Origin of the sequence: Sulfitobacter sp. 1A12056 (genome assembly GCF_043558125.1) — a bacterium.
GTDB lineage: Bacteria > Pseudomonadota > Alphaproteobacteria > Rhodobacterales > Rhodobacteraceae > Sulfitobacter > Sulfitobacter faviae.
Genome location: NZ_JBIFFY010000005.1, coordinates 175,733 through 198,189, shown reverse-complemented (window position 1 = coordinate 198,189; position 22,457 = coordinate 175,733). Strand labels below are relative to the sequence as shown.

The 22,457-nt window shown below is 61.9% G+C and carries 18 protein-coding genes; 10 read left to right on the top strand and 8 right to left on the bottom strand.

Annotation, left to right across the window (positions count from 1 at the left end):
• The 3 genes from ACGYLD_RS11930 to ACGYLD_RS11920 are packed head-to-tail and all read right to left on the bottom strand — an operon-like array spanning nucleotide 1 to nucleotide 3,238.
• The gene (locus ACGYLD_RS11930) at nucleotides 1-819 is read right to left on the bottom strand and encodes a c-type cytochrome (RefSeq protein WP_271692117.1); all 819 of its coding nucleotides are present in this window, start codon (nucleotides 817-819) and stop codon (nucleotides 1-3) included.
• A gap of 23 nt (nucleotides 820-842) precedes the next feature.
• A complete protein-coding gene (locus ACGYLD_RS11925; RefSeq protein WP_271692116.1) occupies nucleotides 843-2,627 on the bottom strand; it encodes a GMC family oxidoreductase in 1,785 nt (594 codons plus the stop codon).
• Nucleotides 2,627-3,238, bottom strand: coding sequence for a gluconate 2-dehydrogenase subunit 3 family protein (locus ACGYLD_RS11920; RefSeq protein WP_271692115.1), 612 nt, complete (start codon nucleotides 3,236-3,238; stop codon nucleotides 2,627-2,629). Before ACGYLD_RS11920 ends, ACGYLD_RS11925 begins: the two co-directional genes overlap by 1 nt.
• Before the next feature lie 207 nt (nucleotides 3,239-3,445).
• On the opposite strand from ACGYLD_RS11920, the gene ACGYLD_RS11915 reads away from it, so the two are divergent.
• The 9 genes from ACGYLD_RS11915 (at nucleotide 3,446) to ACGYLD_RS11875 (ending at nucleotide 15,237) form a co-directional block, all read left to right on the top strand.
• Entirely contained in the window at nucleotides 3,446-4,462 is a 1,017-nt protein-coding gene (locus ACGYLD_RS11915) for a sodium:calcium antiporter (RefSeq protein WP_271692114.1), read from the top strand.
• A gap of 92 nt (nucleotides 4,463-4,554) precedes the next feature.
• Nucleotides 4,555-5,322 carry a PRC-barrel domain-containing protein gene (locus ACGYLD_RS11910; RefSeq protein ID WP_271692112.1) on the top strand — a complete coding sequence of 256 codons (768 nt, stop codon included), beginning with the start codon at nucleotides 4,555-4,557 and terminating at the stop codon, nucleotides 5,320-5,322.
• A gap of 60 nt (nucleotides 5,323-5,382) precedes the next feature.
• Nucleotides 5,383-6,984 carry a sodium:solute symporter gene (locus ACGYLD_RS11905; RefSeq protein WP_271689221.1) on the top strand — a complete coding sequence of 534 codons (1,602 nt, stop codon included), beginning with the start codon at nucleotides 5,383-5,385 and terminating at the stop codon, nucleotides 6,982-6,984.
• A gap of 3 nt (nucleotides 6,985-6,987) precedes the next feature.
• Nucleotides 6,988-8,115, top strand: a complete 1,128-nt coding sequence (locus tag ACGYLD_RS11900) for a mechanosensitive ion channel family protein (protein WP_394402668.1) — start codon at nucleotides 6,988-6,990, stop codon at nucleotides 8,113-8,115.
• A gap of 48 nt (nucleotides 8,116-8,163) precedes the next feature.
• Nucleotides 8,164-9,774, top strand: a complete 1,611-nt coding sequence (locus ACGYLD_RS11895) for a BCCT family transporter (protein ID WP_271689223.1) — start codon at nucleotides 8,164-8,166, stop codon at nucleotides 9,772-9,774.
• A gap of 395 nt (nucleotides 9,775-10,169) precedes the next feature.
• Nucleotides 10,170-11,741, top strand: a complete 1,572-nt coding sequence (locus ACGYLD_RS11890; protein ID WP_271692109.1) for an ABC transporter substrate-binding protein — start codon at nucleotides 10,170-10,172, stop codon at nucleotides 11,739-11,741.
• Between the two features lie 82 nt (nucleotides 11,742-11,823).
• Nucleotides 11,824-12,780, top strand: coding sequence for an ABC transporter permease (locus ACGYLD_RS11885; protein WP_394402666.1), 957 nt, complete (start codon nucleotides 11,824-11,826; stop codon nucleotides 12,778-12,780).
• 2 nt (nucleotides 12,781-12,782) lie between these two features.
• Nucleotides 12,783-13,601, top strand: a complete 819-nt coding sequence (locus ACGYLD_RS11880; RefSeq protein WP_082852164.1) for an ABC transporter permease — start codon at nucleotides 12,783-12,785, stop codon at nucleotides 13,599-13,601.
• Between the two features lie 19 nt (nucleotides 13,602-13,620).
• A complete protein-coding gene (locus ACGYLD_RS11875) occupies nucleotides 13,621-15,237 on the top strand; it encodes an ABC transporter ATP-binding protein (protein ID WP_271692108.1) in 1,617 nt (538 codons plus the stop codon).
• A 10-nt stretch (nucleotides 15,238-15,247) separates the two neighbouring features.
• On the opposite strand, the gene ACGYLD_RS11870 is transcribed toward ACGYLD_RS11875, so the two are convergent.
• The 5 genes from ACGYLD_RS11870 to ACGYLD_RS11850 are packed head-to-tail and all read right to left on the bottom strand — an operon-like array spanning nucleotide 15,248 to nucleotide 21,590.
• Entirely contained in the window at nucleotides 15,248-16,579 is a 1,332-nt protein-coding gene (locus ACGYLD_RS11870) for an aspartate aminotransferase family protein (protein WP_271692107.1), read from the bottom strand.
• 3 nt (nucleotides 16,580-16,582) lie between these two features.
• The gene (locus ACGYLD_RS11865) at nucleotides 16,583-17,695 is read right to left on the bottom strand and encodes a phosphotransferase (RefSeq protein WP_271692106.1); all 1,113 of its coding nucleotides are present in this window, start codon (nucleotides 17,693-17,695) and stop codon (nucleotides 16,583-16,585) included.
• Nucleotides 17,692-18,981 carry an ArgE/DapE family deacylase gene (locus tag ACGYLD_RS11860; RefSeq protein ID WP_271692105.1) on the bottom strand — a complete coding sequence of 430 codons (1,290 nt, stop codon included), beginning with the start codon at nucleotides 18,979-18,981 and terminating at the stop codon, nucleotides 17,692-17,694. Before ACGYLD_RS11860 ends, ACGYLD_RS11865 begins: the two co-directional genes overlap by 4 nt.
• A gap of 21 nt (nucleotides 18,982-19,002) precedes the next feature.
• Nucleotides 19,003-20,565 carry an acetolactate synthase large subunit gene (locus ACGYLD_RS11855; protein WP_271692103.1) on the bottom strand — a complete coding sequence of 521 codons (1,563 nt, stop codon included), beginning with the start codon at nucleotides 20,563-20,565 and terminating at the stop codon, nucleotides 19,003-19,005.
• On the bottom strand, nucleotides 20,562-21,590 hold the full coding sequence (locus ACGYLD_RS11850) for a histone deacetylase family protein (protein ID WP_271692102.1): 1,029 nt from the start codon (nucleotides 21,588-21,590) through the stop codon (nucleotides 20,562-20,564). The genes ACGYLD_RS11855 and ACGYLD_RS11850 overlap by 4 nt, the downstream gene beginning before the upstream one ends.
• Here ACGYLD_RS11850 and ACGYLD_RS11845 point away from each other — a divergent pair.
• Nucleotides 21,555-22,373 (top strand): GntR family transcriptional regulator, encoded by an 819-nt coding sequence (locus tag ACGYLD_RS11845; RefSeq protein WP_271692101.1) that lies wholly within the window; start codon nucleotides 21,555-21,557, stop codon nucleotides 22,371-22,373. The two genes, ACGYLD_RS11850 and ACGYLD_RS11845, sit on opposite strands and share 36 nt — an antisense overlap.
• The last annotated feature ends 84 nt before the right edge of the window (nucleotides 22,374-22,457 follow it).

The following is a 22,457-nucleotide window of genomic DNA, read 5'->3' as shown; positions in this document are numbered from 1 at the left end:
TCACTGCGTCGGCGCCGTGGAAGGCTCCAACAGCGGTGACGTCTCGGGCGGCAGCGGCTGCGTCGGGCGGACACGGTTGTAATAGGCGCTGACGGCGTCGATGTCTTTCTGGGTCATCTTCTTGGCGATGGCGGACATGACGTTGTCCACATCGTTGTCGCGCTTGCCCTCTTTCCACATCTGCAATTGATGCGCCATGTAGCTGGCATATTGCCCGGCAAGGTAGGGCACCGAGGGCGGGTTGCCGAGGCCGCTTGGCCCGTGACAATTCACACAAGCGGGCACGCCGCGCTCAGCCGAGCCGACCGCGCCAAGCTGGCCGCCCCATTGCAATGTCATGCCGTCCACATCGCCCAAGGGCCGGGTGTAAGGAGCCGAGATCGTGGCGTAGTAGGCCGCGACTGCCTCCATCTCTTCTTCGGTCAGCTTCTTGGCGATGCCCGACATGACGCGGTTCTGCCGGTCGCCCGAGGCATAGTCCTTGAGCTGTTTGTAAGTGTACCACCCAGCCTGACCGGCCAGCCGTGGAAAGGCGCCCGAGCCGTCGCCTGCGCCATCGCCGCCGTGGCAGGTGATGCAGGCCATGCCGCTGTCGCCCGCCTCGGATCCGCCCATGGCGACCAGCCGCCCCAGCTCCAGCACATCGTCGTCGACCTCGGTGTTCACCGTCGCATTGAAGCGCAGAACGTCGTCTTGCAAACGTTGCTCCATCGCCGAAATGCCGGGGGCGGCCTCGTAATTCTGGGCGCGGATGAAACCGGCGGAAATGCCGAGAACGGCGATCGCGCTACAGGTCGTCAGAACGGTACGGAATGTCATGGGGCGGTCCTTTTCGATCTGTCTTAGGCATCCATCAAGGGGCCGGGGTTCGGCAGGTAGTCGCGTTTCATGTGTTCGAGTGTCCAATAGGCGAGGCCCATCAGCGGCCCTGTGGGGTTGTAGCCAAGGTTCTGCGGAAACAGGCAGGCGCCGAAGACGAAGACGTTGTGATGGTCCCACATCTGGCCATAGCGGTTGACCACGCTGGTCTCGGGGTCGGTGCCGATCACCGCGCCGCCGACGTTATGGGTGGTCTGATAGGGGACAATGTCATAGTGGCTGTCGATCGCCGCGTTGTTGCTGCCGCTGACGGAAGTCACATTGTCCATCTCGCGGGCGACCTCCATCGCGCGTTGCATCACATAGTCTGACATCTTGCGGTCATTCTCGGGGAAATCGAAGGTCATGCGCAGCAGCGGGCGGCCGTAGGCATCGGTCCATGTCGGATCGAGGTCGAGGTAATTCTCGGGCGTCGACACCGAGGAGCCATGCACCACCAAATCAGCGTGATGATTGTAGTTCTCGCGCACCGCGCGTTTCCACTCCGCACCCCATTTCGGCGTGCCCTCGGGCACCGGCTGATAGCCGATGGGGCGGCCGTGGTATTGCTTGCAGGCGATATAGCCGCCGCCGACGAAGCCCAGATCGCTATGGTCGAAATTGTCGCCGTTGTAATCGTCGATCACCACGCCGAGCGCGCCCGCGCCCATATAGGGGTCGGTTTTCACGCTGTCGTCGAAGAAGGCATCGACCCCGGCCACGGTTTGATAGCTGTAGTTGCGCCCAACGACGCCGGTGCGGGTTTCGGGGTCATAGGGTTTGCCAAGGCCGGAGACGAGCATCAGATGCACGTTCCACAGCGCATAGGCGTTCATGCAGATCGTATCGGCGGGCTGGAAAACCTCTTCGCCGTTCTCATCGAGGTAGATCGCGCCGGTCGCTGTCTTGCCGTCTTCGCTCTTCTCGATGCGCAACACCTGTGCGTTCAGGCGGATCTCGAAATTCTCGTGGTCCTTGATCCGGTCATAGACGCAGATGATCGGGTCGGCCTTGGCATAGTAGCCGCAGCCGAAACGCTCGCAAAAGCCGCAATAGGTGCAAGGGTGCAACTGCGCGCCATAGGGGTTCACATAGGCTTTGGTCACATTGGCCGAGGGCATGGGGAAGGGGTTCAACCCCATCCGCTCGGCGGCTTCGCCAAAGAGCGTGTTGGAGATCGGCTGGCGCATTGGCGGGTTGGGGTAATCCGCGCTGCGCGGCCCCTCAAAAACGTTCCCCCCGGCAAGCGCCTCGCCGTTTAGATTGCCAGCCTGCCCGGCGGCTCCGCAAATCCGTTCGAAGAAGTCGAGATGGGGTTCAAGCTCGTCATAGGTGACGCCCCAATCCTGAATGCTAAGCTCGGGGCCGATGAAATCCTTGCCGTAGCGGTCCTCGTAGTGGCTGCGCATTTCAAGGTCAGAGGGCAGGGGCCGCCACAGCTGGCCGTTCCAATGAATGCCCGCGCCGCCAAGCCCCGATCCGGGCAGGAAGGACCCCAGCCGCCGCATTGGCAGCGCCTGTTGGTCACGATTATTGCGAAAGGTCAGCGTCTCTTTCTTGACGTCGACCATATGTTCGTAGCGGTGGGCGTATTTGAGTTCGTCATGTTCCTCGGGCGCGCCGAAAGATGTGGCGGTATGGCGTTGTTTGCCGCGTTCCAGCACGACGCAGCGCTGCCCGGCATGGGCCAATTCGTAGGCGGCAGTCAGACCGGTCCAGCCGCCGCCAATGATCAAGACATCGGTTTTGGGAAGCGTTCTGGGTGCCATCAGTCAGACCCTCCGCCAATCGCGCGGGGCGGGTAGGGGGAGCCGCCACGATCATGGGCAATGCCGCGCGGCGGCGGCGTGACCGAGCGTTCGTGGGCGTCGACCCGCTCGGTGTAATAGGCATGAGCGCCCGGAAACCCGACCATGCGCCAGCCGGCGTAATCATGATTGCCCAGATAGATCGGATCGGCGAAATAGCCTTGTCGCGTCAGCTTCCACAGTTCCGCAATCAGCGTGCCGATAAAGTCATCCCGCTTCGATAGCTCTTCGACATGATCGGCGCGGGCTGCGGCGTCCATCGTGGCGAAGTCACCCAGCTGGCGCGCCTGTTCTATCCCCTGACGGAGGAGTTGTGCCGGTGTGAATTCAAGCTGATAGCCCTGCTCGGCCACGGCGCCCTCAGGGAAAGGCGGCTCAAGATAAAGACCTTTGCCCGCGCCATAAGCGGTGGCCATCTGGAAATCGATAAAGTCGACGACGCCCGCTTGCGAGGCTGAGGGGAACTCATCCTGCGGGATGAACACGTCGACCACGGCAGCCATCCACTGTGCTTCGTCATTCTTAAAAAACGCCCAAGGCCGGTCATCGCGGGCGGCAAAGGCGTGTTGCACCGGTAATCCGACAGTCGCGGCACCTGTACCAAGTGCGATTTGGGCTAAAATAGCTCGCCGTGAAAAGAGCTTTGCCATAAATTGCGGCTCCGCTTGAAATTTTGGTCTGCATCACATCAACGGTAAACTTCCCGTGGGGTTCCGGAACTTTGTGAACTTTTTCACTAATTGGCGCGAACGGATCGCCCCCTCGCGCGTTGACCGGGCATGTTTGCAAGCCTTTCCACCCCGATCCTCTTCGCTCTTGGCGGTCTCGCCGGGCTTGTCATTCTCGTGACCGGCTACCGTATGACGGGGCTCAGCGACCAGATCGCGGACCGGACCGGCTGGGGGGAGGCGCTGGTTGGCGCGGCCCTGCTCGGCGCGGCCACTTCCATGTCTGGCACCGTCGTCTCACTGACCTCAGCGCTGGACGGGCGGGCATCTTTGGCCTTTTCGAACGGCATCGGGGGCATCGCGGCGCAGACGGCCTTTCTGGCCTTGGCGGACATGATCTATCGGCGGGCCAACCTCGAACATGCGGCGGCTGATCTGGCCAATGTCTTTCAGGCGGGGCTGCTGCTGCTTCTGCTGACGGTGCCGCTGATGGCCTTCACCGCGCCAGAGGTGGCGTTCTGGGGCATCCATCCCGCCAGTGTCGCGCTGTTCGCGCTCTACGCCTATGGCATGCGCGCCACCGCCCGGCTGCGGGAAGAGCCGATGTGGCACCCAGTGTCCACCTCGGACACCCGCGCGGATGAGCCTGAGGACGATGAAGAGGCCGAGAAACCCGTGGGCGCATTGGTCGTGCCCTTTCTGATCTTGCTGGTGCTCATGGGTCTTTCCGGCTTCGCCGTGGCGCGGATCGCGGCGGAAATCTCGGACCGGTTTGACCTGTCGGATACCGTGGTGGGGGCCACGATGACGGCGGTGCTTACGTCTCTGCCTGAGCTTGTCACCACCTTGGTCGCGGTGCGGCGCGGGGCGCTGCAATTGGCCGTGGGCGGGATCATCGGCGGCAATACGTTCGACACGCTGTTCCTCACCCTGTCGGACATCGGCTATCGCGACGGATCGCTCTATCACGCGATCACTGCGGATGACCTGTTTTGGCTCACCGTGGCGATGATGATGACGGCGGTTCTGATCCTTGGCCTGATCTTCCGGCAGCGCAAAGGGATTGGTTGGGAGAGTATCGGCCTTCTGGTGATCTACGCAGGCGCGCTTGCGGTGCAGGTTCTCTAAATTCACGTAACAAGGGAACTATCTCATCAAGATCCCGTTATCCCCATGATGCTACCGGCCTTGCCCGACCGAATTTTCAGCAGGAGATAATCATGAGAAACGCGCCGCTTCTAGCAATTACGCTGATTGGCAGCCTTGCCGCCACGGCACTGCGATCCGAGACTGAGACACCGCAATTCATTCCCCAAGACACGATGATCGCCTTGTCGAGCCTGAATGGCCACAAGCTGTTCTTGCCCGCAAAGGATGAGCCGCTGGCCGAGATCGACCTCGAAGAATTGAAAGAGCCATTGGAAGGCTGGACCATGGCCGGGCAGGTGTCCGAAGTCGTCATCAGCCGCGATGGGACACTACGCGGCATCATCGTCGATGCAGGCGGGTTTCTCGGCAAGGGGGCCACGCGGGTGCTGTCCCTTGATGATCTGCGTTTCCTGCCGGATGCGGATGAAGAGAACGAGTTCTTCCTGCTCTATACCGGGCAGAAAGAAGACCTGAAATCCGCCCCGGAATACAACGAAGACGACGTGCGCCTGCGCGCCGCCGATATGCGCGAGGGCGGCGAAAAGATCGAGATCGTTAAATTGAGCGATCTGGATTCCGAAGAATTCCTCGGGCTCGCGGCCTTTGGCCAGAACGACAATTGGATTGGTGAGATTTCGCAGGTCACCTTTAGCGAAGATGGCCAGATCAAAATGGTGATCCTCGACATCGGCGGCTTCCTCGGATTGGGCGAAACGCAGGTCGCCGTGCCGCTGGATATGATCGAGTTGCGCCGTTTGGGCGGGGACGATCTGCGGGCCTATGTCTCGGCGACCGAGAAGGAATTGCAGGAAATGGAACCTTGGGAAGAGGACAACTGAGCCAGAGGCCGCGCGGGCCAACCTCGGAATTGAGCGCAAAGAATATTTTAGGAGAGCAAGATGGAGAGCGCGAAATTTGATCTACACCTGATCGACTATGCGATTGTGGTGGCCTATTTTATCGGTGTCGTTGCCCATGGTATTTACGTTTCGCGCAAACAATCAGGCGGGTCTGAGGATTACTTCCTCGCCGGTCGGTCGCTGCCTTGGTATCTGATTGGTTTCTCGCTTTTCGCCTCCAACATGTCCGGCTCCAGTTTTGTGGGGCTGATGGGCGGGGCCTATGCGAATGGCGTCGTCATTTTCAACTATGAATGGACCGCCGCGCTGGTCTTGATCCTATTCGCGATCTTCATTCTGCCGTCCTACCTGCGGGCGAAAATCTCGACCGTGCCGGGATTTCTGGAAGAGCGCTATGACGTCCGTTCGCGCCGGGCGTTTTCGCTTTTCACCATCCTCGCCATCATGTTCATCGATACGGCGGGCGCCCTCTATGCGGGTGGGTTGGTGATCTCGAATGTCACCGGCTACCTCAACCTTTGGGCCGCCGTCGCCGTGCTGGCTTTGGTCGCGGGCATCTACACCATTCTGGGCGGTCTTTCGGCGGTTGTCGTGACCGATACGGTGCAGGCGATCTTGCTGATCATCGGGGCCGCCGCCCTGTTCTGGATCGGCCTTGATGAGATCGGCGGCTGGGAGGAGCTGTTTACCGGCACGCCCGAGGATATGACCCATATGATCTTGCCCGCGGACGATGATTTCTTGCCGTGGACGGGGCTTTTGGGCGTTATCTTGCTCGGCTTTTACTATTGGACGATCAACCAGTTCGTCGTGCAGCGGACGCTGGGCGCGAAGGACCTGAAAGAAGGGCAGATCGGGGCGATCTTCGCCGGTTTCCTGAAACTGCCGAACATCTTTTTGATGGTGCTGCCGGGGGTGATCGCGCTCAAGCTCTACCCCGATCTTGAAACGCCTGACCTTGCTTTCCCCACGCTGGCGTTTGAGCTGATGCCGATTGGCGTGCGCGGCCTGATTATGGCGGCACTGATCGCGGCGATCATGTCTTCGCTCGACTCTGCCTTGAACTCTGCTTCGACCTTGGTGGTAAAGGACTTTGCCGAGCCGATGTTCAACGTGAGCGAAGAGCGTCAGGTCTGGATGGGCAAACTGGTCACCGCGGGTGTCATGGTCTTCGGCGCGATCTATGCCCCGATGATTGCCGGGTTTGAAAGCCTGTTCAGCTATTTCCAATCCTCGCTGTCCTATATCGTGCCGACCATCGTGGTGGTCTATATCCTCGGCCTGATGTTCAAACGGTTGAACGGCAACGGCGCGTTTTGGACGATCATGTTTGGCCTCATCATCGGCATTCCGCTTTTCGTGTTGAAAGAGGTGACGAATTACTGGGCCTATATGGGGCTGCCGGAAATCCACTATACGGTGATGTCCTCGATCATGATGACCATCGGGATCATCCTGCATTTCGGTATTTCCTACGCCACCTCGCCGAAGGAAAAAGAGAATATCGAAGACCTTGTCTGGCAGGGGGAAGAAGCCAAGGAGATCTTTACTCAATGGGAGAAACCGCTGTGGCAGGATCGCACCCTCTGGGCCGGGCTGCTTGTCGTGGCCACGCTGGCGATGGTGGTTTGGTGGGCCTAAGCGATGGAGACGCTGGACCGCATAGCGACGGGTATTTCAACGCAGCTTGAGGCCGCGCCCGATTTCGTCAGCCCCCTTCTTGCCGTGCTTCTGGCCTGTGCGGCGGGGCTGGCGGTGCATTGGATCGGATACCGTATCCTCGACCGCGTAATCTCGGAAAAGAACATCACCGGGCGGTCCTTGCTGCGCCGGGCGCGCAGGCCGCTGCGCCTTGCCGCCGTGGTCGCAGCACTCGCTTGGGTTCTGCCCAATGTGCGGCTTTACGGCTGGCAGGACGGGGCGGCGCATCTGTTTCTGGTATTGCTGATCATCCTCGTCGGCTGGACGCTGATCCTTCTGACCAATCATTTCGCGGAACGCGCCGTGCGGCGGCATCGGTTGGATGTCGAAGACAATCTTTCGGCCCGCAAGTTCGTGACCCAAGCGCGCGTGCTGCGCCGGGCCGTGACCATCATCTTGGGGATTTTCACCGCCGCTGGGGTGCTGTTGACCTTTGAAAGCGTGCAGAAATACGGGGCGGGTCTGTTCGCCTCGGCCGGGGCGGCGGGTCTGGTCGTCGGGTTGGCGGCGCGCCCCGTACTGACCAACCTTATCGCGGGGCTACAGATCGCAATCACCCAGCCGATCAGGCTTGAAGATGTGGTGATCGTCGAAGACGAATGGGGCTGGGTGGAAGAGATCTTCGCGACCTATGTCGTCGTGCGTCTGTGGGATTGGCGGCGCATGGTGGTGCCGCTGTCCTATTTTATCGAAAAGCCCTTTCAGAATTGGACCCGTGAAAGCGCGTCGATCATCGGCACGGTGTTTTGGTATCTCGATTACACGGTGCCGATTGGCCAAATGCGCGCGAAGCTTGAGGAACTGGCCAAAGCCTCCCCCCTATGGGACGGGCAGGTGGTCAACCTGCAGGTTTCCGAGACCGAGAAAGACAGTATCGCCGTGCGTGGCCTTGTTAGCGCCCGGACTTCACCACAGGCATGGGATCTGCGCTGTGAAATCCGCGAGAAGATGATCGATTGGCTGCAAAAAGAGCATCCTCAAGCCCTGCCGCGTCTGCGCGGGAATATGGAGATCCGCAGCCGTGATGAGCCGGACATGTCATCGAAAGGCGAGGCCCCGGTGATGCCCTAGAGGGGTCGCAGGGCCGACCAAGGAAACGAACAATAAAGGAAAAAATACGTGGAAAATCTCGCACGGCGTCTTGGTCTGAAAACGGACCCGGTCATCTTTTTCATTTCAGCCGGGCTCGCCGCGCTTTTCGTTCTACTCTTGATCGCGGTGCCCGAACCCATCGGAGACATCTTTGCCGTGGGTCGGGCATGGGTCGTGACCAATCTTGGCTGGTTCTTCATTCTTGGCGTGAATGTCTGGCTGGGTTTTCTGATTTGGGCCGCCGCTTCGCGCCACGGCCATATTCGATTGGGGCCGAAAGGGTCTGAGCCGGAGTATTCGAACCTATCGTGGTTCACCATGCTTTTCGCCGGGGGCATTGGCACCGTGCTCATGTTCTGGGGCGTGGCCGAACCGATCAGCCATTTCCAGAAACCGCCCCTGCCGGGGGTAGAGCCCTATTCGGAACAGGCGGCGAAAGATGCGATTTCAATCGCGATCTATCACCTTGGGCTGCACACTTGGGCGATTTTCACGCTGCCCGGTCTGGCCTTCGCCTATTTCATCAACCGCTATGATCTGCCGGTGCGCGTCAGCTCGGTTTTTTATCCCCTGCTGCGTGAGGGTATTCACGGGCCGGTGGGCAAAGCCATTGATATCGTGGCCATCTTGGGCACGATCTTCGGCGTGGCGGTGTCTCTCGGTCTCGGCTCTTCGCAGATCGCGGCGGGGCTGTCCGAGCTTTTTGGCTGGGATGCTTCGACCTTTCTGAAGATCATGATCCTCGCCGTGCTGACCATGGTCGCTGTCGGCTCAATCGTGGCGGGGCTCGACAGCGGGGTGAAGCTTTTGTCGAATATCAACATCGGCATGGCGGTTCTGCTGATGATCTTCGTGCTGGTGACCGGATCGACCCTGTTTCTCTTGCGTGGCATTGTCGAAACTGCGGGCCTTTACCTGCAAAACCTACCACGGCTGGCTTTTTGGAACGATATGCTGGCCAATCGAAACCCGTCGAACGGGGATTGGGGCTGGCAAGGGGATTGGACGGTCTTTTACTGGGCTTGGACCGTCACTTGGTCGCCCTTCATCGGGCTGTTCGTGGCGCGGATTTCACGGGGCAGGACCATTCGGGAATTTGTCTTTGGTGTCCTGCTTGCGCCCACGGCCTTCACGCTGATCTGGTTCTCGATCTTCGGCTGGCAGGCCATCGGCTTTGACGGCATCGGCACGGCGGCGCGGGAAGCGATGGGCGATCAGGCGGGCGAGATCAGCCGGGCGGTGGCAGAGAGCATACCCCTCGCGCTTTTCGTCTTCCTTGAGCATTTCCCATTCACGCTCTTCGTCCAAGGCGTGGCGATCATCATCGTGGCGATCTTCTTTGCCACCTCGTCGGACTCCGCTTCACTGGTCGTCGATATGCTTTGCACCGGCCATGCCAAACCCGGCCCCGTGCGCCAGCGGGTCTTTTGGGGTCTTGCCGAAGGGCTGGTCGCGGCGATGCTGATCCTGCTGACCGGCGACACCGGGCTGACCGCCTTGCAGCAGGTGATCACCGTGGTGGGGCTGCCGATCTTTGTGCTGGTCTGCATGATGATACCGTCCTTGGTGCGTGGCTTTAAGCTTGAGGATATCGACAATGTTTCCGTGAACGGGCGGCCAAAGCTAAGGGATTTCTAAGGCGGCTTGTAGCCCCGACCGACCGCCGGTTTGCAGCGGTCGCAGGAGGGGGCGGCGGGGGAGGTCTTTCACCCGCCACCCCTTAACATCTTGATCTTCCCGTAAAACATCACTAGCCGTAACGTAACTTCGCGACAGGCGACCGGGGTATCTATACCCCGGCGTCGGAACCGGCTATGCCTATGGCCAAGATCGTTGCGGCGGGCGAAATGCCGCGACGGATCGCAGCGCAGAGGGGCGCGCGCCATCCTTTGGCCGCGTGTTTCGACAGCGCCTGCAGCTGGGCAGAGCGCCCATGCCAGTGCGAGGGCGGCGGCCAATGACGCGGCACCGCAGCAAGACGCCGAGCGCTTTGTCAGAGCGTTCGAGCAAGAAAACAAACAAAGGGGGATACAATGACCAATTTCACAAACCGTCAAAACGGCCCGAGCCGTCGCAGCTTTCTAGCCGGGACCGCCGCCGCCGTGGGGGCAGGGCTGATCCTGCCACGCGGAGCGCGGGCACAGGCGCAACCCAAGAAGGGCGGCACCCTGCGGGTGGGCTTTACCCAAGGCTCCACTTCCGACAGCCTTGATCCGGCGACCTTCAACAACGACTTCATGTTCGCCAGCGGCTACGCGGTCTTCAACACCCTGACCGAGATCGCCCCCGATGGCACCGCACAGCCCGACCTTGCGGAAAGCTTTGAAGCCAGCAGCGATGCCGCCACTTGGACCTTCCGCCTGCGCGACAACGCGCAATTCTCGGACGGCAAAACGGCGACAGCGAATGACGTGATCGCCTCGATCCGTCACCACATGGGGCCGGAGTCCAAATCCGGTATCAAACCGCTGCTTGAGCAGATCACCGACATCCGCGCCGATGGCGACAAGGTTGTGGTGTTTGAACTGGCCGCCGGGAACGCGGATTTCCCGTTCATCTTCAATGATTACCACCTCGGCATTCGTCAAGACACCGGCGATGGCACGATTGACCCCAACAGCCGCATCGGCACCGGCGGCTATGTGATCGATGTCTTTGAGCCGGGCGTGCGGGTCGAACTCTCGCGCCGCGATGACTACTGGAAAGAAGGCCGCGCGCATTTCGACAAGGTCGTGATCCTGAAAGTCGGCGATCCGGCGGCCCGGATGAACGCGCTGATGACCGGTGAGGTCGACCTGATCGACCGGCCCGACCTCAAAACCATCAACCTTCTGGGCCGCGCGCCCAATGTGAAGATCCACACCCAGGACGGCACGCTGCATTACATCATGCCGATGCAGACCAACACGGCGCCCTTCGATGATCTGAACGTGCGCATGGCGCTGAAATACGGCATCAACCGCGAAGACATGATCGAAAAGGTGCTGCGCGGCTATGGCACCGTGGGCAATGACCAACCAATCTCGCGCTCCATGCCCTATTACAACGACGATCTGGAACAGATCACCTATGATCCGGAGCGGGCGATGTACCATCTGAAACAGGCGGGGCTGGAAAGCCTCGACGTGACGCTCTCGACTTCGGATGCGGCGTTCAACGGGGCCGTGGATGCCTCCGTGCTCTTCGCCGAAAGCGCGCGGCCTGCGGGGCTGAACATCGACGTGAAGCGCGAGCCGGATGACGGCTATTGGTCGAACGTCTGGTTGCAAAAGCCCTTCTGCTGCTCCTATTGGGGTGGTCGCCCGACGCCTGACCTCATGTTCTCGACCGGCTATGCCGCCGATGCGGAGTGGAACGAGACCAAATGGGACAACGAGCGCTTCAATGAGCTGCTGTTGCAGGCCCGGCCCGAGCTGGACCAGACCCGCCGCGCCGAGATGTACGGCGAGATGCAGAAGATCGTGAAAGAGCAGGGCGGCGCGCTGATCCCGGCCTTTGGTCAATATGTCTCGGCCATGAGCGAGAGCGTTCAGATGCCCGAGGAAGTGTCCGAGATGTGGGATCTCGACAGCCAGCGCTTCATTGAACGCTGGTGGATGTCCTAAGCCACAGCTTCACGCGGGCGGCCCCCAAGGGCCGTCCGTTTCCCGCACCAATGGCCCGCCCCGGGCCGGAGAAAACCTTAAAATGTCCCGGCTTCAGAAGCTTGTTATCGGCCGAGTGTCCCTCGGCATTCTGACCCTCTTTGTCGTATCCGCCCTCATGTTCGTTGGCATCGAACTCTTGCCAGGTGATCTGGCGCAGCAGATCCTTGGCCAATCGGCGACTGAATCGACCCTCGCGGCCTTTCGCGCCGAGCTTGGCCTCGATCAGCCTGCGCATCTTCGGTATTTCGATTGGCTCGGCGGTGTGCTGCGCGGTGATTTCGGCACCTCTCTGGCCTCGGGGCGCGAGGTGTCTGAGCTGTTGGGCCCGCGGCTTGCCAATACCATGTTTCTGGCCGTCTATGCCGCCGTCATCGCCGCCCCGCTGGCGGTGATCCTTGGGCTTCTGGCGGCGCTGTGGCGCAACACGCTGTTTGACCGCGGCGTCAACCTGACCGCGCTTTCCGCCATCTCCATGCCCGAGTTTTTCGTGGGCTATGTCCTGATCCTGTTTTTGTCGATCAAAGCGGGCGTCTTCCCCACGCTGGCACGGATCGACAGCGCCACGGGGCTTTGGGACGCGCTCTATCGCAGCTTTCTGCCCGCGCTGACGCTTATTCTGGTGGTCGTGGCGCATATGATGCGGATGACGCGGGCGGCCATCATCAACGTGCTGGCCTCGCCCTATATTGAGATGGCCCGCCTCAAGGGCGTGCCGCGCTGGCGCACCATTCTGCAACACGCGCTGCCCAACGCGCTGGCGCCGATCGTCAATGTCGTGGCGCTGAACCTTGCCTATCTGGTGGTCGGCGTGGTGGTGGTTGAGGTCGTCTTTTCCTACCCCGGTCTTGGCCAGTTACTGGTCGATGCCGTCTCCAGCCGGGATTTCCCGGTGGTGCAGGCCGTGGGGCTGTTCTTTGCCGCTGTCTATATCACGCTGAACGTTCTGGCCGACATCATCTCGATCATGTCGAACCCGCGTCTGCGGCACGGGAGATAACGATGAAATCTTTGCTGAAATCCGCGCCTCCTTCGGCGATCTTTGGGATGGTGGTGCTGGTCCTCGTGGCCATCACCGGACTTTTCGCCCCGTGGATCGCGCCCTATGGCGAGACGGAGGTGGTGGGCGACGCCTATCTGCCGTGGAGTGGTGCGCATCCGCTTGGCACCGACAATCTTGGCCGCGATATGCTGTCACGCATGATCTTTGGCGCGCGCAATACGGTCGGGCTGGCGCTGCTGACCACGGCCATTTCCTTTTCGGTCGGGGCCACGTTGGGGATGCTGGCCGCGCTCAAAGGGGGTTGGCTGGATGAAGTCCTGTCGCGGCTCGTCGATGTGCTGATGGCCGTGCCGCCGCTGATCTTGGCGCTGATGCTTTTGGCCATTGTCGGCCCCTCGATCCCCAATATGGTCGGTGTTATCGCGGTGATCTATGTGGCCCCTGTCTACCGTCTGTCGCGCGCGGCGGCGATGAATGTTGTCGGTCTTGATTTCGTCGAGGCGGCCAAGCTGCGCGGAGAGCGCACGCCGTGGCTGCTGCGGCGCGAGATTCTGCCCAACATCTGGTCCACCCTGATCGCTGAATTCGGCGTGCGCTTTTGCTTTGTGTTTCTCTTTATCGCGGCGCTGTCCTTTCTTGGCATCGGGATTCAGCCGCCCACGGCGGATTGGGGATCGATGGTGAAAGAGAACGCCACCCTGATCAGCTTTGGCGATATCACGCCGCTGATCCCGGCGGCTGCCATCGCTTTGTTGACCGTTGCGATCAACCTGATCGTCGATTGGATGCTGCACCGCGCCAGCGGTCTGAAAAGTTAACCAAGCAGGGGCCAAGCATATGGGAAATCTTTTGAACATTCGCGGTCTCCGGCTTGAGGCAGGCAGCCGCGCGCGGCCCAATGTGATCATCAAGGGGCTCGATCTGGAGCTTGACCGGGGTGAGGTGTTGGGCCTTGTCGGCGAAAGCGGGGCGGGCAAAAGCTCCGCCGGCTTGGCGGCGATGGGCTATGTCCGCGACGGGGTGCGCTTTGCCGGGGGCAGCGTCGAATTCGACGGGACCGAGTTGATCGGCATGGGGCGCGGGCAATTGCGCCGGTTGCACGGCAAGCGCATCGCCTATGTCGCCCAGTCCGCGGCGGCAAGCTTTAACCCCGCCAAGACGCTGATCGACCAATATACCGAAGCGCCCCGTCTGCACGGTGTCGCGGGCCGCACGGCGGCAGAGCAGGACGCTGTCGCGCTCTACCGTCAGATGCAATTGCCCAACCCCGAAGAGATCGGCTTTCGCTACCCGCACCAAGTGTCGGGCGGCCAGTTGCAGCGGGCGATGACGGCGATGGCCATGGCCTGCCGCCCCGACCTGATCATCTTTGACGAGCCGACGACCGCCCTAGACGTCACCACCCAGATCGAAGTGCTGGGGGCGATCCGCGATATCGTCGAGCAATATGACACGGCGGCGATCTATATCACCCATGATCTGGCGGTGGTGAGCCAGATGGCCGACCGCATCTGCGTGATGAAGGATGGCGCGGCGGTGGAGACCGCGTCGACCAAGACCATGCTCGACGCCCCGCAAGAGGACTATACCCGCTCGCTCTGGGCCGTGCGGTCGTTTCGCCGCCCCTATGCAGAGGCGGGGGAGGCTCCGGCGCTGATCCGCTGCGAGGGGGTTTCGGCGGCCTATGGGCCGATGACGGTTCTGGATAATCTCAACTTCACCTTTCCGCGCGGCCAGACCACTGCGGTGGTGGGGGAAAGCGGGTCGGGTAAATCAACCCTCGCCCGGGTCATCGCGGGGCTGTTGCCCCCCGTCGCCGGGCAGTTTTTCTGGAACGACGCGCCGCTTGAGCCGCAACTGGCCAAACGCGGGGCCGAGACGCTGCGCAATATCCAGATGATTTATCAATCGGCGGACACCTCGCTGAACCCGCGCCACAGTATCCGCGAGATTTTGGCCCGACCGGTGCGCAAGTTCACGGGCCGCAGGGGGCAAGAGCTTCAGGCGCGGGTGGCGGAACTGATGGATCTGGTCGACCTCGACCGCGCTTTCCTTGACCGCAAACCCAGCGAACTCTCGGGCGGGCAGAAGCAACGCGTGGGCATCGCGCGGGCGCTGGCAGCCGAACCGGAGTTCATTATCTGTGACGAGGTTACCAGCGCGCTGGACCAATTGGTGGCCGAAGGGATCCTGCGGCTTTTGGTGCGGTTGCAGACCGAGCTGGACCTGACCTTCATGTTCATCACCCATGACTTGGCCACGGTTGAGGCGATTGCCCATAAGGTGATCGTTCTCAAGAATGGCCAGATCGTGGAGCAGGGCGGGCGTGACGAGATCTTCGGCGATCCAAAGCAGGCCTATACTAAGCGGCTGCTGACATCGGTGCCGCAGATGGACCCGGAATGGCTGACCAAGGCCCGCGCGCGGGAGCGGTCCCTGCGCGAGGCGCAGTAGGGCCGCAGGGTTAAACTCCCTCGGCCCGCGCAGCGGCGAAGGCGGCTTCTGTTGCGTGGAGGAACAGCGTGGCCTCGGCCTGCTGTAAGACAAGCGGCGGGCGGATTTTCAGCATATTGGCCCCCGGCCCGGTGGCGCTGATCAAGACGCCATTCTGACGCAGATGGTTGACCACGAATTTGGCGCAGGCGGCATCGGGGGCGTTGGTCTCGCGCGCGGTGACGCATTCGACCGCCAAAAACAGCCCCGCGCCGCGCACATGGCCGATCTCGGGGTAGCGGGTCGCGATGTCCTGCAAACCGCTCTTGAGGAAACCGCCGACGGCTGTGGCATTGTCCTGCAATCCCTCATCCGCGATCACGTCGAGAACCGCCATGCCTGCGGCGGCGGCCACGGGGTTGCCGCCAAAGGTGTTGAAATACCGCGCCTTTTCGCCAAATTCTTGCACCAGCTCTGGCTGCATCGCGGTGCCGGAAAGGGGGAAGCCATTGCCCATCGGCTTGCCCATCGTGACCATGTCAGGCACCAGACCGTGGCGCTGGAACCCCCAGAAGGCATCACCGGTGCGGGCAAAGCCGGGTTGCACTTCGTCGGCGATGAAAAGCCCCCCTTCGGCGCGGATCAGGTCGACCGCCGGTTGCAGGAACCCCGCCGGATCGGGATGCAGCCCGTCACTGGAAAAGATCGTATCGACGATGAAGGCCGCAGGCTCGATCCCATCGGCGCGCATCTCGGCAATCGCTTGGGCCAGATCGGCGGCGAGTTTGGCACCCTGTTGCGCCTCGGGGATGCGCAGCGTGTCGGGCGCGTCGATCAGCCGGATGCGCGGGCTGCGCGGGGTGAAGTCGCCCAGAGAGGGGGAGAGTTCGGCCACCGCTTCGGTCAACCCGTGATAGGCAAGGCGGGTGACGATGGCGCCCTCGCGCCGAGTATAGCTGCGGGCGATGCGCAGGGCGATGTCATTCGCCTCGGACCCGGTGCAGGTGAACATGACATGACCAAGCGCCTCGGGCATGGTGGCGAGCAGCCGTTCGGCGTAAATGACAACGTTTTCATGCAGATAGCGGGTGTGAGTGTTCAGCACGCCCAACTGCTGGGTGATCGCCTCGACCACGCGGGGGTGGCAATGGCCGACCGATGCGACGTTATTGTAAGCATCGAGATATCTGCGCCCGTCCTTATCATAAAGCCAGACACCCTCGCTGCGCGTGATATGCAGCGGCTGGTCGTAGAACAGCCGATAGGCGGGGCCGAGCGCCTTGGCGCGGCGGTCGATCAGGGGGCGGTCTGCGGGGCTGAGGGCCTCGGCTTGGGCGCTGTCATAGGCGTTAATCATGGTCATCGGTCACTCCGTTCCCGCAGCATGGTGCAGGGCTTTGATCGCGGCGGCGTCGCCCACTTGGTCGAGCGCGACCAGCCCGCGTTGCGATGCGGCGGCGTTGCGCAGGATATAGGGGGCATTCTCGGGATAGCGCCGCGCGCGGGAGGCGCCGATTGCCAAGGTGGTGGCATGGCGCAAGCGGATCAGACTGGGCAGAAGCGCGACCTCTTCGGCCTCCAGCGGCAGCCGTGCGGCGAAGCCCGCGACCATCTCGCAGATGGCGCCGAGCGGGTCTGTGCCTTGGCCGAGTTGATAGGAGCAGGCCACCGCCAAATCACAGGCCAGCGGCGTATGCACCATATCCCCGAAGTCGATCAGCCCGACGGGGTGCTGCGCCTGTAGCGCGTCGACCAGAATGTTATGGGGATTGAAGTCATTATGCACGATCTGCGCCCGCAGATGCGGCAGTTGCGGGGCGGTTTCCGCGTCAAACTGGTCAAGTCTATGCTGCAACTGCTGGCGTAGCGCGGCGTCCCGCACATCCGCCAGAAGGGGGCGCAGGTGGCTCGCTTGTTTGATGTCCCACTGCAAAAAATGCCCGCCCGCGGGGTGAAAGAAGCCGCGCAGCCCAAGGGTGACCCGCGCGTGAAAATCGCCCAAGGCGCGGTAGAGGCCCGGTTGCGGGGTCGCATTGCTGAGCACGGTGCCGCCGAGGAAGGATATCAGACGAACGACATGGGGCTGCCCATCGGCGGCGGTGGCGACCTCGGCAGCTTTGCCGTTCAGGCTGGCGCAGATGCGTTGCACGGGCAGTTCGGGATCGGCGGCAGCCAGATGCATCAGTGCCGCGGTCTGCATGTCGGTCACCGCACGGTCTTCGGCGGCGTTGGTGATCTTTAGCAGTGCCTTTTCGCCCGTGGTCAGGGTGATCAGGAAGTTCGCGTCTTTCTCAGCGGCAAGCGGTTCGATCTGACCGGAGATACCATAGCAGCGCAGCGCGACCTCTGCCGCGCGGGCCGCGTCAAAGGCAGGCGGGTCTTGCGCCAGCAGGTCGGTCTGGGCCCCGGCCTCTTCGACCAGCACGCCGCTGAGGAAGGGGGGCAGGCCGCCATGGGGCGTGATCCCGGCCTCGGTCATGGGGTGGTGCCTTCGGTCCCGCACCATTCGGCGATGAAGAGCGCCATGGCTTGGGTGATCTTCTTGACCGAACTGAGGCTGACGGATTCATTGATCCCGTGAATGTTGCGCGATTTCGGCCCGTAGCAGAGCGCGGGGATCTTGTTGTAAAGCGCATAGACCCGCGTATCGAGGTAGCCCGCCGTCATGAAGGATTGCAGCGGCGCGCCGATGGCCTCTTCATGGGCGCGTTCCAACACGGCTTCGGCCTCGCTGCCCGGCTCCAGCACATAGCCTTCGGCGTGGAAACCGTTGAAGACCACCTTGGGCGGGTTGTTCGACAGGAAGTTGTCGCTTTGGGCGAAGGCTTTGACCCGCTCGGTGATCTCGCGCGCGGCGTCCTCGGCGCTGCGGCCCGGATAGATGGAAACGCGGCAATCGATGTTGCACCATGACGGCACCGATGAGGCCCAATCGCCGCCTTCGATCTTGCCAATGTTGAGGTTGATCGGATGCGCTTCGTCTTCGAAATGCGGATGCTGGCCCTTCTCGGCGTTCCAATCCTCCTCCATCTCGCGCAGGGCGGTGATGACGCGGGTGGCGGCATCAATGGCATTGGCCCCTTCGCCCATTTCGCGCACATGGACCGGCACGCCGCGCAACTGCACCTGAAACCAGATGACGCCGGTGTTGGCGCGGACCAGCATTTCCTCTTCGGGTTCGGGGATGAAAACCGCATCGGCGGTGTAGCCTTGCAGGAAAGTCTGCAAAGCGCCGTTGCCGGTGGATTCCTCCTCGACCACGGATTGCACATAGACGGTCGCCGCCGGTTGCAGCCCGATGCGGCGCAGCGCGTCGAGCGCAAAGATATTTGCAGCCGCCCCCGCCTTCATATCGCCCGCACCCCGGCCATACATCCAATCGCCGTCGATCTTGGCCGAATAGGGCGGATCGTCCCACATGTCGTGCAAACCCTCGGGCACCACATCGAGATGCGATTGCAGGATCAGCGAGCGGCCCCGCTCATCGCGCGGGCGGTGGATGCCCACGACGATGGGCGCGTCGGAATGATCGTCCGAGTATTTTGATCCGCCGGGATGCGCCTCAATCGCGGCGCGGTCCATCTTGAAACGGTCCATCGCGTAGCCACGGCTTTGCAGGCTGCGAAACAGCAGGTCTTGGATCGCATGTTCATGGCCGCGCAGGGAGGGCAATTGCACGAGCTTTTGGGTAAAGCTCACCTGTTCGGCAAATCCGTCTTCGACAGCCTGAAGGATGCGAGACTTGAGGTCTGGATCAAGGGGCATGGCGTGTCCTTTCGGGGGGGGTTACAGCATCGCTTCGATGAGGAAGGGACCGGGCTCTTTCGCGGCCTCTTCGATGGTGCGCATCAACTCGGCAATGTCTTCGACCCGTTTGCCGGGCACGCCCATGCCCTTGGCCATGGCCACGAAATCCAATTGCGGGCGGTCGAGGTTCAGCATGCTCAGCGCGTCGGGGCCGGGTTGGGCGCCGACGTTGTGCAATTCGCCCTTGAGGATCTCATAGGACTGGTTGGCCAGAATGATGGTGGTGACGTTGGAATTCTCGCGCGCTTGGGTCCAGAGCGCCTGAATGGTGTACATGGCCGAGCCATCGGCTTGCAGCGTGATCACCGGGCGGTCGGGGCAGGCGATGGCGGCCCCGGCGGAGAGGGGGATGCCAATGCCGATCGACCCGCCGGTCAGCGCGAGCCAAGTGTTCGGCGCGGCACTTTCGCCCGCCGGGAAAGTCGCCCCGCCCGAAGAGACGGCCTCATCCACCACGATTGCGTCTTCGGGCAGCGCATTGGCCAAGGCTGCGCCGAGGTTTTGCAGGCTGATGCCTCCCGCCTGTGGTGCCGCGGGCCGTGCGTGGTCGCGCGGGGTGGCGGGTTTCGCACCGATGCGGTCCGCCAGGGCGGCCAATGCGGTGGCGCCATCCGCATCGACGGGGGCGAGCGTCACGTTATGGCAATCGACCGGCAACAGCAGGCTCGGCTTTTCGGGGTAGGCGAAAAAGGCGACCGGCGGCGGCGTTTCGATCAGGATGGCGCGGCGGTAAGGTGCAAGGCATTCGAGCGCCGCGTTGATCGGATAGGGGATTTTGTTGACGGCAAACCGCCCCTGTCCGCGCTCCAACCGGCGGTTCGAAGTTGGGGCGAGGATATCGGCCCCGGTCTTTTCCGCGATGCCGTGCAGCAAGGCCATCGCCTCTTGGTTTTCCAGCACACCGCTGCCGACCAGAAGCACGGTCTTCTCACCGCTTTCCAAGGCTTTGACCGCGGCATCAAGCGCGGCTTCGTCCAGCGGGGCAGGGGCCGCGGGGGCCACGACCTCGGCCATCTGGCCGCCCGCGTCCCAGCCGATGTCGGCGGGTGCGATCAGCGTGGCGACCTTGCCCGGCTTGCCCTGGGCGACCGCGAGGGCGGTCATCGCATCGGCGGCAAAGCTGCCCGCATCACGGCCCGAACGCACCCAATCGCTGAAGGGCGCGCAGGCGCCTTCGACATCCGCCGACAGAGGCGCGTCGTATTTCTGATGCCGCAGCGCGTGATCGCCCACGAGGTTGACCATCGGCACCCGCGCCTTGCGGGCGTTGTGCAGGTTGGCGGCGGCATTGGCGAAACCGGGCGCAAGGTGCAGCAGGGTCACCGCTGGTTTGCCCGCCATGCGCGCATAGCCATCGGCGGCGCCGGTCACCACCCCCTCGAACAGGCCCAGAACGCAGCGCATCAGTTTGGTGCGGTCCAGCGCGTCGACGAATTGCATCTCGGAGGTGCCGGGGTTGGCGAAACAGACCTCCACCCCGCCCGCATGCAGGCTGCGCACAACGCTTTCCGCGCCGTTCATTTCTTTGGGTGTCTTGCTCATGCTGTGGCCTCGCGGAATGTCGTGAGAAATGATTTTGCGTTATCGGCAAGGGAGGGGCCAAGGTAGCCGCCCTCTTGGATCAATGCGGTGGGAAGGTTCAGCGCCGCCAAGCGCTGCGCCATTTCGGCAAAGCCGTCGGGGTAGACCTTCACGGCAGCCAGCGGATCGTCGGCGGCCATGTCGAAGCCCAGCGAGACGACCAGCGCCTCGGCTCCAAATTCCCGGATCGCGGCGATACCTTTGTCGAGCAGGGCCAGCACCTCATCTTGGCTCGCGCCCTGCTCCAGCAGCAGGTTCAGCGATTTGCCCGCCCCGTCGCCTTCGCCCGTCTCATCCGCATGGCCGAGGTAGAAGGTGGGATATGTTGCCGGGTCAGGGTGCAGCGAGCAAAAGAAGATGTCGCCGCGTTCATAGAGGATGTCGAGCGAGCCGTTGCCGGTGTGCACGTCGATGTCGATCAGCGCGACCTTTTTGAAGGTCTGGGTCAGGTGCTCTGCCGCGATACAGGCGTTGTTGAAAAAGCAAAACCCGTTCGAGCAATCGCGCATCGCATGGTGGCCGGGCGGACGGCAGAGCGCATAGGCCGCGCGGGCACCTGCCGCGACTGTTTGGGCCGTCTCAATGGCGGTTTGGGCAGACCAATAGGCCGCGTCCCATGACCCTTCGGTCAGCGGGGTCGAGGTGTCGGTCATCCACCAGCCCAATTGCCCGTGAATGTCTTTGGGTTCTTTGCCGCGCCGCACGCCGGGGTGCATGGTGGGAATGGCCAGCGCATCCGGCCCCGCGCTTTCGACGAAACGGGCATGGGCATCGGGCAGGAAATCGACGTAATCGGGGTTGTGCACCGCCTTGATCGGCGCCAGGCCGTGGTCTTGGGGTTTGCTGATCTCGAACCCTTCGCCGATTAACATATCGCGTAGAATTTCAGCACGTTGTGGCTGTTCTTGATGCGGCATGGCCGCGCCACGCCGAAAGTAATGTGTCGGCGCATGGCCAAGCTGGCGTTCGTCGAAAAAGACTTTCATCACATTCCCTGTGGTCTGATGTCGTTCCGGCGGAGCATTGCAGTTTTAATTTGCAGGCTCAATAGAAATGATGCATCATGCATCAAAACTGGCGGCAAGTCGGCCAGTAAGGATGAGGGCGCGATGGCCGAGATCAATCAAGTTTCATTGGGCGATGCGATTTATGATCGGGTCTGTCAGGACTTGGTGGAAGGCAGGCTTCGCCCGAATGAAAAGGTCACCATTCGCGGCTTGGCAGAGCGGTTGGGTACCAGTTCGACCCCGGTGCGCGACGCGGTGCAGCGGCTCTTGCGGGATGAGGCTTTGGTCCAGCGCAGCGTGCGCGATGTGCGCGTGCCGGTGCTGACAGAGGCGCAGTATCTTGAAATTGCGAGCATCCGGCGCGAGCTGGAGGGCTTTGCCGCAGGTCGCGCCGCTGAGATGGTCGGCCCCAAGGAAATCCGCCGCTTGAAAAAGATCGTGGAGCGGAACGAGGCCGCAGCGGTGGCCGGGCGCTGGCCGCAGGCGGTGAAGTATAATCAAGAGTTCCATTTCGCGCTGGTCGAGGCGGCGGAGATGCCGATCCTGCTGGCCATCCTCAGCGGGCTATGGCTCCGCATGGGGCCGCTAATCGCCGGGTACTATGCGCAAGAGCAGATGGGGCTGGTTCGACATCATCAGGCAATTATTGCAGCCTGTGAGAATCGCGATCCCGCAGCCGCAGCTGCGGAAATGCGCGCAGACATCGATGACGCAAAGGAGGGGATCATAAGATACATCCAATCATTCACCACAGGTGAATGAGCCACCAAGACGCCGCCCATCTCGCGGCGACCACCCAAGCGACTGCAAAAAGCCGACGTCAGATCGGACGCTGCCCTTGGGCGA